The organism is Bacillus sp. LSHTCR4 (assembly GCF_057197025.1).
This window is the reverse complement of the sequence record NZ_JBXUNO010000001.1, coordinates 2,047,266-2,062,621: the sequence shown is the minus strand read 5'-3', so window position 1 is coordinate 2,062,621 and position 15,356 is coordinate 2,047,266. Positions and strand designations below refer to the sequence as shown.

The window sequence follows — 15,356 nt, the reverse complement described above, 5'->3', positions numbered from 1 at the left end:
GAAAAAATCATTCTATATAAAGTTAATAGTACGGGGGAATATGATTAAATGATAAAGGATTCTAGCGTTCAAGTTGAGGGTCAAGAAAAAGTTTGCTTAGATCAATGGGTAGCTCATTATCGAGCGTATGCAGCTAAGGGACGAAGCGCCAGTTATATTCCCGCTCTGGGGGAAATAAATGTATCGCAGTTAGGTATTTGTATAGTAAAGCCAGATGGAACAATGATAAAATCAGGAGATTGGGAGATACCTTTCACATTACAAAGTATATCAAAAGTAATCGGTTTTATAGCCGCTTGTTTAAGTCGCGGTATTTCTTATGTATTAGAACGAGTTGACGTAGAGCCAACTGGAGATGCCTTTAATTCAATTATTCGTTTAGAGATACATAAACCAGGAAAACCTTTTAATCCTATGATCAATGCTGGAGCAATTACGATAGCTTCACTTTTGCCAGGGACATCGGTGCAAGAAAAATTAGAATCTCTATACGTATTAATTGAAAAAATGATAGAGAAGCGTCCCGCTATTAATGAAATAGTATTTCAATCAGAATGGGAAACGGCTCATCGTAATAGAGCATTAGCATACTATTTAAAGGAGAATGGTTTTCTAGAATCAGATGTGGAGGAGACACTAGAGGTTTACCTAAAACAATGTTCGATTGAAATAAATACGGAAGATATTGCCTTAATAGGGCTTATACTGGCACATGATGGATATCATCCTATTCGCAAAGAACAAGTGCTCCCTAAAGAAGTAGCTAGGTTAACAAAAGCTTTAATGCTTACTTGTGGAATGTACAATGCTTCTGGAAAATTTGCTGCTTTCATTGGATTACCAGCTAAGAGTGGGGTATCCGGCGGAATTCTGACACTTGTTCCCTCAAAATCTAGGAAGGATTTATCGTTCCAAGATGGATGTGGTATTGGTATTTACGGACCAGCCATTGATGAGTATGGGAATAGTTTACCAGGAATTATGTTGTTAGAACATATTGCAAAAGAATGGGATTTAAGTATATTTTAAAAAGGAGCACAGATATTTTGGTGTTAGAGCGAGTCCAAAAGTGTTCAGACCTTATATTGTGTCTGAACATTTTTGAGTTATAAAGTATCTTTCTAAAGTAGAAGAGTGTAATGAATACTCACAATCTATAATGCTTTCGTTTATATCTTATTTATCAGTTTTTGAAAAAAATAGAGTAAGTATTGTATTAATGCAAATAGGTTTGTATACTGACTGTTAGGCGAAAGTGAGAAGTGATTATTTTGAATCTTAGTAATTTAGTAAAAAAAGACATCTATATTCTCGTTTTAATGATACTTACAGTACCCTTAGTAGGTGAAATAAAGTCATTTCCTTTAAATGAAACATTTAGAATGAGCTTTGGTGCACCAACATTTTTCTTTTTTTTGTTATTGTTTCGACGAATCCCAGCATTTTTACCGGGTTTTTTAACAGCGATAGTCGTGGTAGTATTTCGTATCTCAATGGATGTCATTATAAAGGGAAATATGGATTGGCTAGCCGCTTTTCATACTCACTATCCTAGTTTTTTCTTTTATTTTACTTATTCGTATCTCTTTCATTTAGCAAAAATCAAACGTTTTTATCATCAACCACTAATGATTGGTTTGATTGGTTGCATGATTGAAATACTGTCAGACTGTGTGGAATTAATGATTCAATATTTCGTATTAAAAACATCGATCACATCCGAGGCAATAAATGAGATCATTGTTATCGCATGTTCCCATAGTTTTATAGTTCTAAGCTTTTTCAATATGATGAAATTGTATGAAGCGCAATCAAGGGAGAGACACATAAAGAAACAAAATGAACACATGCTCATGCTCATCTCTAATTTATATGAAGATGCTGTTCATTTAAAAAAAACATTACAAGATGCTGAGAATATAACAAAAAAATCCTATGATTTATATAAAACTTTAGACTCTTTTGAGCACAAACAGATGGATTTTCAGTTTGGGGATTTAAGGCAACAGGCATTACAAATTGCTGGTGAGGTCCATGACGTTAAAAAGGATAACCAACGTATTTTTGCGGGACTTTCAAAATTAATTTCTGATGAAAGTTTTACAGATTATATGTCTGTACATGAACTAGTAAATATCATTATACGGGTAAATGCGAAATATGCACGGTTGCTAGAGAAAGACATCCAATTTGTGTATAAAATTGATGGTGTGCATCCTCATTATCATATTTACACAATCTTATCTATTATAAATAATATCGTTACAAACGCTGTAGAGGCTATCCAAGGTATGGGAACCATCACAATTGACATTAATAAAGACCACCATTTTGTTGAATTTCAAATAGGCGATAATGGTCCCGGTATTTCTTCAAAATATAAAGATTCAATTTTTGAGCCTGGGTTTACTTCTAAATATGATGATTTAGGCAATCCATCGACAGGTATCGGATTATCGTATGTTAAAGAAATGGTCGAACAACTTGAAGGTGATGTTACGCTTGAGGACAGAACCGAAGGAAAAGGATCAATTTTTATAATTAGATTAGGGATTGATCATATAATTTCGAAAGGGTGATTCTATGTATTTTTATATAGTAGATGATGAAAAAGCGGTTCGCTCAATGTTGGCTCAAATTATCGAGGATGAAGATCTTGGGGAGGTTATAGGAGAAGCTGAGGATGGTTTATCTTTAGAGCAACAAATGTTAATCCTTAAAAATATAGACATTTTATTTATCGATTTGTTAATGCCGATTCAAGATGGAATAAAAACAATTCGTCAAATAAAACCTTCGTTTAAAGGGAAAATCATCATGGTCTCTCAAGTAGAATCAAAAGAATTAATTGCTGAAGCTTATTCGCTTGGCGTTGAATACTATATTATTAAGCCGATTAACCGGATTGAAGTATTAACAGTTGTTCGGAAAGTCATTGAACGAATTCGTTTGGAAAAATCGATAAAAAACATTCAAGAATCGCTTAATACGGTACTAAAATTGGATAGTAATTCAAGTGTGCAAGAAAAATACCGTAATGAAAAACATTTAAATACTTTTAATCATTTTCAAAATTCCATTCATTTTCTTTTGTCTGAATTAGGAATAGCCAGTGAAAGTGGAAGTAAAGATTTAATGGATATGCTAAATTATTTATATAAATATGAACAAGATAACACGTTGGAACAAGGTTTTCCCTCACTAAAAGAGATTTTTATGAATTTAGCTCAAAAAAAACTTGGGGATGCAGCTGAAGATACCGAATTAAAAAGATTCATAGAAGCTTCCAAACAACGGATTCGGAGAGCAATTTATCAATCATTAGACCATTTAGCATCCCTTGGACTTACTGATTTTTTAAACCCGAAGTTCGAAAATTATGCTTCTAGATTTTTTGATTTTACTACCGTAAGGAGAAAGATGACAGAATTGAATAATGAACCAACATTACCTGCTCGTATTGATACGAAAAAATTTATTCAAGTTCTTTATTTTGAAGCAAAACGAATACACTTGGAATTAAGATGATAAACTCTTGCTCATTATTACGTTCAATTAATAGATTGATAGTTGTTTTCATGTTATTTGTTTTATATAGTTTTTCTAAGAGAGGATTTTCCTTTATTTCATATTGAATTTAAAATCAGAAAATTCCGTATCGATTTGGTAGAAGTGTATGAACTTAGAACAAAAGAATATGTATTTTTTATTTTTTTAAACATTAATATTCATTTAAAAAAACGAGTATTTCCACAATAAAATATAAATACATAGTAAGTTGAGTTGAAAAAAGATGCTATCTTCTAGCATCTTTTTTTTCTTTAAGAGGAAATATCATCGATCCTTATATTATTTGAAATTCAAATGCGGGCATATAAATAAGGGAAAAGGAGATAATATCTAACAAATTATAATTGGAAATGGTATTTTAGGTCAGAAATGTTTTTATACTAACTAGGTTATTGGTACTAAATAAGCATAATGTCTAGCTTTTCTGCTCTTTAATCTTATCGTTATTTTTTATTAAGTACATATCGTTTTTTAGAAATATCAATCCTAGCAGAGTATATAAATTGGGTGATAAAAATGTGGAACATAATTACTTCTTATCTTCCGGATTGGAAAGTCTTTGTACAAGCTTTTATCTTGTTTTTAATTCCGTATACTATCTCAAGATTTTTTCATTGGGTTCGTATGTCAGAGAAAGAGTGGGAAGAATGAGTTGGTGGAAGTCAAGAGACAAACAAGTGAAAAAAAATAATATTCAAAGTAAAACGAAACAAGAGTATAAACCTTCTCAAAATACAATCGTTCATTTCACAAATGATTTTGCCTCTAACTTAGAACTTATAAAGCAACAAATCGGACATAATTCTGATGTTCGCTTTCGGAAGTTTAATATTGGGCGCACAGATATTCAGGCTGGGATCGTTTTTGTTGATGGTCTATCAGATAAAGAGATAATTGACAAACATATTATGAAATTACTAATGGATGATTTTTCTGATGAATATAAAAATGAATCTTCTTATGTGGAGGGGACTGTTTCAAAAGAATATATTAAAAATAAAGTTCTTACAATTAGTGAAGTAGCAGAAGTCCATTACATAAAAGATTTAATACCCAAAGTATTGATAGGTTCAACAGCTCTTTTAATTGATGGTTTAGCAGATGTGTTTATTCTTGGTACAACAAAAGCAAATAAACGAAACATTGAAGAACCAGTATCGGAGGCATTAGTCAGAGGGCCACGGGTCGGTTTTACTGAAGTATTAAGTGATAATACCTCACTTTTGCGACGACATTGTGCGGATGAGAGCTTATCATTAGTAAAGCTACCAGTAGGAGAACGTGCAAAGAAAGAGTTAGTTGTCGCATTTATTAACGATCTTGCTAGTACAGAATTGGTGGATGAAATAAAAAACAGAATTCAGAAAATTGACATAGACAGTGTACTCGAATCTGGTTATATAGAGCAACTCATTGAAGATAATTATCTAAGTCCTTTTCCGCAGATTCAAAATACAGAACGACCTGATCGTGTTATTAGTGCTTTGATGGAAGGTCGAGTAGCTATTTTGTTAGATGGAACACCATTTGTTTTAATTGCTCCAGTTACATTTAGTATGCTACTGCAATCACCAGAAGATTATTATGAAAGGTGGCTTCCTGGTACACTTCTCCGCTTATTACGCTTCATGACAGCTTTTGTTTCATTATTTGCTCCAGCACTGTATATTTCTTTCATTTCATTTCATCCAGGATTAATTCCCACTAAGCTCGCTATTTCTATTATCGGATCGAGAGAAGGAGTTCCTTTTCCCGCTTTAATAGAAGCGTTAATTATGGAAGTAGCTATCGAAGTTTTACGAGAAGCAGGTTTACGTCTGCCTAAACCGATTGGACCGGCAATGGGAATTGTGGGCGGTTTAATAATTGGTCAGGCTGCCGTAGAAGCAGGAATTGTTAGTCCAATAATGGTTATCGTTGTTGCGGTAACAGCTATTTCTTCTTTTACTATTCCGCAATATAGTGTGGGAATTACGTTACGCATTCTTCGTTTTGTAGCTATGTTTTGTGCTGCGATATTTGGATTGTATGGAGTTATTCTCTTCTTTCTTTTACTTTGCAGTCATTTAGTGAAACTGAAAAGTTTTGGCGTTCCTTATACCAGCCCTGCTGTTCCATATCGATTCAGTGACTGGAAAGATTTTATGGTTCGCATGCCATTAAAAATAATGAGACGTCGACCGAAAATAATGCATACCAAAAAAACTATCCGCAAAAGGTAGCTGATGACGAAAGGAAGTGGCCTTCAGTGATTACTATACCTAAAGATCGAATAACAACTTCACAAGCAGTTGTTATAATTGTAAATTACATACTTGGGACAGGAATTCTCACTTTGCCCAGAGCATCTGTGGAAAAAGTGAAAACACCAGATGTATGGTTAAGTGTGATATTAGGTGGGATACTCGCAATGGTTTCAGGAGTAATTATGGTCAAATTAAGTCAGCAGTTTCCAGAAAAAACATTTTACCAATACAGTCAAGATATTGTAGGGAAATGGATAGGCAGATTGCTTAGTTTTCTTATTATAGGGTATTTTCTTACGACTTCAGCATTTCAAATTCGTTCAATGGCAGAAGTAATAAGCTTTTTTTTGCTCGAAGGAACCCCCACATGGGCTATTGTTATGCCTTTTATGTGGATAGGTCTCTATTTGATTATGGGTGGTATTAATTCAATTGCAAGGATGTTTGAAATAATATTTCCTATTACTGTTTTTATTTTTTTAATCATTTCCTTTATGAGTATCGGAATATTCGAGATAGATAATCTCCGTCCCGTATTAGGTTTGGGAATTAAACCAGTGTTAGATGGGATAAAAACAACGTCTCTCGCATATACAGGTCCTGAAATTATGTTAATTCTTTTGGTATTTATGGAACAACGAAAGAAAGCAGTAAAAGCTATTTTAGTTGGAATTTCTATACCGTTAATCTTTTATGTAATAACTGTTGTAATGGTCATTGGTGCATTATCAATTGATGGGGTTGTAACAAGAACATGGCCGACAATTGACCTTATGCGCAGTTTTGAAATTTCTGGTTTGATATTTGAACGTTTTGAATCTTTACTGCTTGTAATATGGATTATGCAAATATTTGCTACCTATACGATTAGTTACTATGCAGCTGCATTAGGATTAGCGCAACTCTTTAAAAAGAGTATTCATCCGTTTATTTTTGCTTTGATTCCAATCATTTACATCATTGCTATGACTTCGAATAATATAAATGACTTGCTTAAATTGGGGGATATGCTCGGTAATGTTGCATTATTTTTATTTGGTTTACTACCACTGCTTCTTCTTATTATTACGCGATTAAAAGGAGGAGTAGTGTGAAACATAAATTTAATTATATGCGGTTCTATTTGGCTTTGTTAGGGACGCTTTTGCTTCTATTTTTAACAGGATGTTGGAGCAGTAAAGAAGTAGAAGAGTTGAGCTTAACTGCAGGTATAGCACTAGATAAAGGGAAGGATTCAACAATTGTGAAAGAGGATGAGGAAGGAGGTTATCCTAAAAGAAACCTTATAACAGCTACTTATCAAATTGTTAGTTCGCAAGCACAAAGTAAAGGAAATGGACAACAAAAACGTTATATAAATGTTTCTGAGACTGGTGATTCCATTCATCAAATTGTTCGTGAGTTTTCATTGAAAAGAGAGAGCACAATGTTCAGCCCACATTTAAAAAACATTGTTATTAGTGATAATCTTGTACGTACATACAGTTTAGAACAATTACTTGAACAGTATCTCCGTGACAATGAAGTTCGGCTTAGCTGTATGCTCTTAATTAGCAAGGGTCTAGCGAAGGAGGTACTGGAATCAAACAAAAAAGGAGAAATCCCAGCATTTCGTTTGTCTGGAATTGCAGATAATAGAAATAGAACAACAAGGATTTTACCTCCTGTATCGCTCGCTAAATTGGAAGGAAAGATGCGGTCAGGGTCCAGTTTTCTTTTGCAAAATGTAATCTCGATAAAAGGAGAAACAAAATTTGCAGGGGCTGCTGTAATTAAAGGGAAGACAAAAAAGTTGATGGGCTTTTTAAATGAACAGGAATTGGAAGGAGTAGTATGGATAAACGGAAAAAGGAATGGTGGTGTGGTAAAAACTTTTGATAAAGAATCAAAGAAACTCATTATATACGAAATAAAGTCAATAAAAAGCAAAATCATACCACATGTTAACGGAAATAATATTTCCTTTGATGTAAACATTGAATCAGAAGGGCGTTTGTCTGAAAATTGGATGCAATCAGGAAAAGATTTTGAAAATGAATTTTTAAAAAAGGAAGAAAAAGCTATTGAAAAAGAAGTACAGCACTTAGTACATCATGTTACAAAAAAAATACAAAAAGAATATCAAGTCGATATTGCGGGTTTTGGCAACCAATTAAGAATTAAGCACCCGAGAACATGGGAGAAAGTCAAAAAAGATTGGGATCGAACATTTAGTAAAGTACCGATTAAATATCATATAAATGCAACTATACAAGATTATGGAGCATCAAGTTTAAAACGGTGAGACGTCTCAATTGACCTTATATTTACACGAAAACAAAAAGTTACGAAAATTTTAATTTGAAAATTTTTGTAACTTTTTGTTTTTTTATGTCCTTCTTATTATAGATTAAAGAAATGATTTTATTAAAAGTTCATTCTTTATCCTATATACTTCTTTTGCACTATAAAGTAAATAACAACCGTTACTAATGGTGTTTTATTTAACGTTAGGAAAAAAAGAGGAATCGTTATATATCCTTTACAAGTTTGAATTGGAGGGAGTTTGAAGTGCAAGCGAAAGCAGTGCAAATAGAAGGGAATTTTGAAAATAAGTAATTATTAGAGGTATATGTAAGCTCTATATAGGAAGGAGAATTTTTAAATTCTATTGATAAACCCAGTAATTGTAATAGCCCTTATTTAGAATAATAATTTCAAAATCAATAAAATTTAGAGTAGAAGGAGCAAGAGCAAATTATTATGAATAAACAAATAGGATTCATCGGATGTGGAAACATGGGTATTGCTATGATAGGTGGGATGATTAAAAAAAATATAGTTTCTCCAGATCAAATAATTTGTTCAGATTTAAACGTCATTAATTTAAAAAATGCTAGTAATGAATATGGCATAACTATAACTACTAACAACAATGAAGTCGCTAACAGTGCTGACATTTTAATTTTATCAATCAAACCAGATTTATACTCATCGGTAATTAACCAAATAAAAGATCAAATAAAAAATGATGTAATCGTTGTAACTATTGCTGCAGGAAAAAGTATTAAGAGCACTGAGAATGAATTTGGTAGAAAGTTAAAAGTTGTTAGAGTAATGCCTAATACACCGGCACTTGTTGGAGAAGGAATGTCTGCGTTATGTTTTAATGAAATGGTTACAGAAAAAGATATAAAAGAGGTACTGAACATATTTAATATTTTCGGCCAGACGGAGGTCGTAAATGAAAAACTAATGGATGTTGTTACATCTATTAGTGGTTCTTCTCCAGCATATGTGTATATGTTTATAGAAGCCATGGCAGATGCTGCTGTACTTGGCGGTATGCCGAGAAAACAAGCTTATAAATTTGCGGCTCAGGCTGTATTAGGTTCTGCAAAAATGGTATTGGAAACAGGAATACATCCAGGTGAATTGAAGGATATGGTTTGTTCTCCAGGTGGAACGACGATAGAAGCTGTAGTAACGCTAGAAGAAAAAGGTTTAAGAACAGCTATCATTTCAGCTATGAAACGTTGTACGCAAAAATCTATGGAAATGTCTAGTTTAACTAGTAAGTAAGAAGCGAATTTATATAATATTTCAAATCTATTTAATGTAAAAGAAATATTATGAGGCTAGTTAATAACTAAGTAAATTTATATACAACACTAACGAGAAGAACCAACCTTATTTTAAAGGGGATACAGAAAATATGAGTAATTTACTAAAAAAGAAATCCGTTACACAATTGTTAGAGCATAATCAAAGCAAGACTTTAACGAAAACATTAGGAGCATTTGATTTAATTATGTTAGGAGTAGGCTCGATAGTCGGAACGGGTGTTCTTGTCTTAACTGGATTAGTAGCAGCAAGAGATGCTGGTCCAGCAGTTATTTTTTCATTTGTACTTGCAGCAATTATATGCGGATTTATAGCATTATGTTACGCAGAAATTGCTTCTACACTCCCGGCGTCTGGTAGTGTATATACGTACTCATATGCAACAATTGGTGAGTTTGTTGCTCATCTAGTAGGTTGGTCATTGCTGTTAATATATATCGTGGCAACAGCAGCTGTCGCTGCTGGATGGACAGGCTATTTCCACAATTTAATAAAGGGATTTGGATTAGAGATACCTAAAGCTCTAGTAACGATTCCTTCGCATGGTGGTATTGTGAATCTACCAGCAGTAATTATTACATTGATATTGGCATGGATGTTATCTCGTGGTACGAAGGAAAGTAAACGAATCAATAATATAATGGTATTGATTAAAATTGGAATGATTTTGTTGTTTATTACGGTTGGTATATTCTATGTAAAACCAATGAACTGGATACCAATTGCACCATACGGTTTAAGTGGAGTTTTTACGGGTGGAGCAGCTATTTTATTCGCTTTTACGGGTTTTGATATATTAGCAACTTCAGCAGAAGAAGTAAAAGATCCGAAACGTAATCTTCCTATCGGTATTATTGCATCATTAATCATATGTACAATTATTTATATTATGGTATGCCTTGTTATGACAGGAATGGTTCCCTATAAAGAATTAAATGTTCCTGAGGCAATGGCTTATGTAATGGAAGTGGTAGGACAAGGAAAAGTCGCTGGTGCAATTGCTGCAGGTGCTGTAATTGGCCTTATGGCAGTTATTTTTTCGAATATGTATGCGGCAACACGAGTATTCTTTGCAATGAGTCGTGATGGATTGTTACCGAAATCATTTGCGAAAGTTAATAAGGAAACTGGAGCACCCACTTTTATAACTGGATTAGCAGGAATAGGGAGCTCTATAATAGCTGGGTTTATTGATTTGAAAGAATTAGTTAATTTAGTTAATATCGGTAGTTTGGTGACGTTTGCGTTAGTTTGTCTATCAGTTATTATCCTTCGTAAATCACACCCAAATTTAAAACGTGGATTTATGGTACCTTTTGTACCTGTATTACCATGCGTTGCAATTGTATGCTGTGTGTTTTTAATGCTAAATTTACCGTTAAGGACATGGGTGTACTTTAGTATTTGGATTACTATTGGGGGAGTAATATATTTCCTTTATTCGATAAAACACAGTAATTTAAATGAGGAAACGATCTCGAAATTACATGATAAAATTGCGAGATAATAATGATAGAAAATTTGATTAATAATTATATTGATAGTTGAGTAAAATAGAAACAGTTTTTTGATATTTAGCAAGAACTAAAATGAAAAATCTTAGGACAGCAGAGTGCCTTTTTTAGAAACCTTGCCTGTTTTTCATGATTTAAAACTAATAAGGAGAGGAAAGTATGAGTGAATTGCATTTTATGAGTTTAGAAGAACTGGATAATGAATTGGAAAAAGATGACAGTGGTATTTATTTCATTAAAGATTATAATGACAATATTATTTATATAGGCAAGGCTTTTAGTATAAAAAGTAGAGTATTAGCTCATTTTAATAGTTATTCCAATATTAAGGAATATGTACATTTATTTAATAAAGTAGCGTATCTCATTGAAGATAGTTTGTTAAAACGCTCATTGTTACAAGTTACTTACATGATTAAATATAAACCAGTATTAAACAAAGAAGTCCAAAAAGAATTCCCAGAGTTATATACTCAATACATTAAGCAAACAAATAAAAAATCCATGTTGTTAGAAATTGATGAAGCTAAAGAAAAAAGGGATGAGTTAAAGAATAGATTAGTAAAATTAGTGGGTGGAAAAACTATGTTTTATGACATAATTTCTCTGTTAAACAATGGATATAACTATCATGTCCTCGCAAAAGTATTGAGCATAGAACTTCAAACTTTAATTATAATGAAAGAACACCAAAACAAATTCCCGATACCACATAATTATAAGAGGACAATTAAGCATCAAGATATAATGTATGCTTTATCTGGAAAAAAGAATTTAAGTACGTCAAGGTTAAGCACTTAACTTTAAAGTAGTAAATTCGTTGCTTTTGTAGCTTTTGTAGCTTTTGTTGTTATATTGAAATGCAATGTACATTTGTGTTTCAAATTTGATTGGTGGAATATGGGGAGGAAAAGGGTTCTTATAAAAATACTAGAAGAAATTAGGTTACTCATGCATAAATAGCATGAGTAGGCACATGTTATTTTAAATATATTGGAAGTACAATTATAAATATTCAAAGATACGAAAGTAATACAAATGAAATTCTTATTTCTGCTACTACAAGTATTATTGAGCAAATGAAGTATGAAATTGCTTTTGAACTAGGATTCACACTGGGACCTGATACATCATCATCTGTAAATGGTTCGATCGGTGGAGAGATTACAAAACGCTTAGTTCGAATGGCTGAAAAACAGTTAACAGGTCAATACAGATTACACTAAGAAAATAATCCGTATATATACGGATTATTTTTCCTTTAATTTACAAAAAAAATTTTGGAATTTAAAAAACATCTCAGATTCCTTTGTAATAACCTTTTTCGGCCTTGTTAATGTAATAGGTATCGAAAGAATATTGATTCGATACAAACGATGTATGAACCCTTAAAAGAGTTTTGATGTTATTTGCAATTTTAATTCCATAATACTTAAGCCAATATAATAAAATGTTTTATGTCTAAATCGATATAAGGTAATGATTATTAAGAGATATTTCTTTTTTTATAGAATAAGTAAAACCTGATATTGTAGTAAGTATTGTTTTGAGATCAATTTACTGTGCACCTTAATTATTGAAGTTTTTTGTTGATTAACAACTATTGTATTTGGAAATGAATAATAAGTTTATCCCGCTATTTGTGGGCAGTAAGACCCCCACCTCAAAATTTAGTGGAAGCAAAGAAGTTAGGTGGGGGATCAACTGTCTGTAAAAGCCCGATTGGTGTGGGTTAATAATCAGTGGGGAATGAACAAAACCCCCACTGATTAAAGTTTCACTTTATGTGATGCGGTAATAAAACTATCTAGTTTGATATTCTTAGTATTTGTAAGTATATATATTTTTTCCTCTTTTGTGGAAAGTAAAACTAATGTTGCGACCAGTAATATAATGCCATTTTTTTGAATATTCCATTCGTTATTTTTAGTTGATGAAAAGACCTTTCTCTCAATTAAAAGTTTAATTGAGTACTTGAATTTCCTTCACCTTGTACTTTTCAAAGCATAGTGCTTCAAAAATAGCCTTATCACTTTCAGCTGTTTCCAATTTTATGACTTCGTTATTATCTTTTTTTTAAATTTGGACCGAAGTGGTTTTTCAGTTTCACATTTAAATTAGCAGTATTTATTTTTGGAATTCAATTTGTATAAGTGATTGAATTGGAACTTTGTCTGTTGTTTCTTGCGGTGGTACAGTATCTCCTGTAACTTTCGCTGCATTTTAAATCTTTTTCCAGCTTGGTCCTCGCATTGACTACCACTGTATTTTGTAGTACTTCACTTGTTTTTTCAAGTTCAATAATTATATCTTGTAGAATTAAGAAAAGAACTTAGCTTATTTCGTTTACTTATCTACTCTGATATTTAGATGCTAACTACAATTAAATAATATATGATTTTTATAAAAAAGATATAGTAATATTTTGTTGTGAATTGTACTAATTTGATATTTTATAGTATTATTTGTCGTGAATTATATCTAACAGAATATATTTTATGGATCTATAAAGGAGAATGTAATGAATACTTCCATCGATATACAACACTTATGTGATCTTGCACATAAAGCATTTAATGCCCCTGTACATATTTTATCTGCAGACAGAAAAATTTTATATCATTCTACATCTGATAATGTTTGTAGTCCTTTTTATTCTTCAAAAGAAGAACATCTTACTGATATTTATCAAGAAAACGATCCCTTTAACTTGCCGCTTTTCCGAAGTAACAACTATCTTGAAAATTTTGTTCTAATTCATATAGAAAATCATGATGATATTAAAGGGACTATTATAATCGGTCCTACTATACATCCAAAAGATTCAGATGATATGATCATAAAATTTCAGAAAGAATTTAAATCAAATGATAACATTCAAGAAAGACTTGCCTATTATCAGTGTTTATCTGAGATTAAAAAAACTACATTAATTGATATGGGAATTTTATTACATTACATGATTTTCAATGAAAAGTTAGATGTAGATATTGTCTTGGAAAAAAATAAAGTACTAGAGGAAGTTCCTAATAAAATTGTGAAACCTGATTTATATATTTTAAAACGCCGACAAAACAAACCCAAAACGCACAATATGGCATTAGTAAATGATTTCTTTTCGACTATCAAAGAAGGAAATAAAAAAAAGTTAATACAGTATATGTATGCGGTTTCGCAAGAAGATGTTGAACTTATGCTAATAGAGGATCCGCTCAGGAATCAAAAAAACCTTGGAATTATTGCGATTACCTTAGCCACTCGATATGCAATAGAAGGAAACCTGCCACCAGATATTGCTTTTGCCCATAGTATTTTATATATACAAACCCTAGAACAATTAGATAATGTAGAATCTGTAAAGCGATTGTCAGGGGACGCTTTACGTACCTTTGCAGATCGTGTGAAAGAATACAATGCAAAAAAGTATTCTTACGCGGTTACTACATGTATAAAACATATTAATAAAAATGTTTACGATGGAATATCTCTGAATGAACTTGCTAATCATTTAGAAATTACGCCTACTTATCTGTCTAAACTATTTAAAAAAGAAATGGGAATTACTTTAAGCGAATATATTCAAAGGGAACGAGTGGAAGAAGCAAAAAAATTATTAACACTCACTACTTATTCGTTATCAGATATCTGTGCGTGGCTTAACTTTAATGACCAAAGTTATTTTATAAGAGTTTTCAAAAAAATCACTAGTATGACTCCTAGGCAGTACCGTGAAAAATATACAGTAATATAAGCTTGTTATCTGCTGTCTCCAATGTAAAGGCTTAAACAGGGGTATAAGTATCCCAAAAAATGAAAATTCACTAGCCATTATTTTGCTAAAGGAAACAAAAAGATAGAAGGCTGCAAAGTGCTCCAAGGAAACTTTGCAGCTTTTTTGTAATTTAAAATCTATGTTTATAACGATGATAAGTTTATAGACTAATATCTTCATACTGAATATTTTTTAATGATAATATTAGGATGTTTTGTGAAAAAATCAACAATATAACATATATTACTAAATATATCTACATGTTATGCAATTATACATAACTAAATAAAGGTAAAAAAGTATAAAAAGACCTATTATATTATTCTATAAGTATTTTTTCTAAAATAAAATTTCTTGGTTGAGCTAAAATAGTTATTTTTAACCGTATACACATTAATTTGTAATCATTACAATTACAGAAATGAAATTTACGAATAACTATATTTATATAATTTTTTTCGGTTCATATTTTTATTTAACAGTAAATTATCGAGTGTAATCGACAAAATTTTTCTATTTACGCATTAAAAATTTAATGTTTTAATGAACAACATAACTGGTATGACCAGACAGAAAGGAGAAGGTTACGTTAATAGGAATTATAGTGAAGTTGTAAGTAACATTATGTCGAAGATAATTTACTGAATAGTC

The 15,356-nt window shown here is 31.8% G+C and carries 11 protein-coding genes; all 11 read left to right on the top strand.

Features of this window, described 5'->3' with window-relative positions:
* Positions 1-48: 48 nt before the first annotated feature.
* The 11 genes from glsA to AC2CGR_RS10555 all read left to right on the top strand — a co-directional run bounded on the left by glsA (position 49) and on the right by AC2CGR_RS10555 (position 14,684).
* Positions 49-1,029: a glutaminase GlsA gene (gene glsA / locus AC2CGR_RS10605; protein ID WP_087967927.1), complete on the top strand. Its 981-nt coding sequence runs from the start codon at positions 49-51 to the stop codon at positions 1,027-1,029.
* Positions 1,030-1,262: 233 nt separating this feature from the next.
* On the top strand, positions 1,263-2,579 hold the full coding sequence (locus AC2CGR_RS10600) for a sensor histidine kinase (protein ID WP_270184997.1): 1,317 nt from the start codon (positions 1,263-1,265) through the stop codon (positions 2,577-2,579).
* Between the two features lie 4 nt (positions 2,580-2,583).
* A complete protein-coding gene (locus tag AC2CGR_RS10595; RefSeq protein ID WP_270184998.1) occupies positions 2,584-3,528 on the top strand; it encodes a response regulator in 945 nt (314 codons plus the stop codon).
* 689 nt (positions 3,529-4,217) lie between these two features.
* Positions 4,218-5,792, top strand: coding sequence for a spore germination protein (locus tag AC2CGR_RS10590; protein ID WP_000119243.1), 1,575 nt, complete (start codon positions 4,218-4,220; stop codon positions 5,790-5,792).
* A gap of 26 nt (positions 5,793-5,818) precedes the next feature.
* The gene (locus tag AC2CGR_RS10585; RefSeq protein WP_270184999.1) at positions 5,819-6,910 is read left to right on the top strand and encodes a spore germination protein; all 1,092 of its coding nucleotides are present in this window, start codon (positions 5,819-5,821) and stop codon (positions 6,908-6,910) included.
* Positions 6,907-8,100, top strand: a complete 1,194-nt coding sequence (locus AC2CGR_RS10580; protein WP_087967931.1) for a Ger(x)C family spore germination protein — start codon at positions 6,907-6,909, stop codon at positions 8,098-8,100. The genes AC2CGR_RS10585 and AC2CGR_RS10580 overlap by 4 nt, the downstream gene beginning before the upstream one ends.
* Positions 8,101-8,558: 458 nt before the next feature.
* The gene (gene proC, locus AC2CGR_RS10575; protein ID WP_001041296.1) at positions 8,559-9,377 is read left to right on the top strand and encodes a pyrroline-5-carboxylate reductase; all 819 of its coding nucleotides are present in this window, start codon (positions 8,559-8,561) and stop codon (positions 9,375-9,377) included.
* A 133-nt stretch (positions 9,378-9,510) separates the two neighbouring features.
* Positions 9,511-10,926 (top strand): amino acid permease, encoded by a 1,416-nt coding sequence (locus AC2CGR_RS10570; RefSeq protein WP_270185000.1) that lies wholly within the window; start codon positions 9,511-9,513, stop codon positions 10,924-10,926.
* Between the two features lie 166 nt (positions 10,927-11,092).
* Positions 11,093-11,734, top strand: coding sequence for a nucleotide excision repair endonuclease (locus tag AC2CGR_RS10565; protein ID WP_270185001.1), 642 nt, complete (start codon positions 11,093-11,095; stop codon positions 11,732-11,734).
* Between the two features lie 206 nt (positions 11,735-11,940).
* Positions 11,941-12,159 (top strand): alpha/beta-type small acid-soluble spore protein, encoded by a 219-nt coding sequence (locus AC2CGR_RS10560; RefSeq protein ID WP_073543601.1) that lies wholly within the window; start codon positions 11,941-11,943, stop codon positions 12,157-12,159.
* A gap of 1,295 nt (positions 12,160-13,454) precedes the next feature.
* Entirely contained in the window at positions 13,455-14,684 is a 1,230-nt protein-coding gene (locus tag AC2CGR_RS10555; RefSeq protein ID WP_001097913.1) for a helix-turn-helix domain-containing protein, read from the top strand.
* Positions 14,685-15,356: the final 672 nt, after the last annotated feature.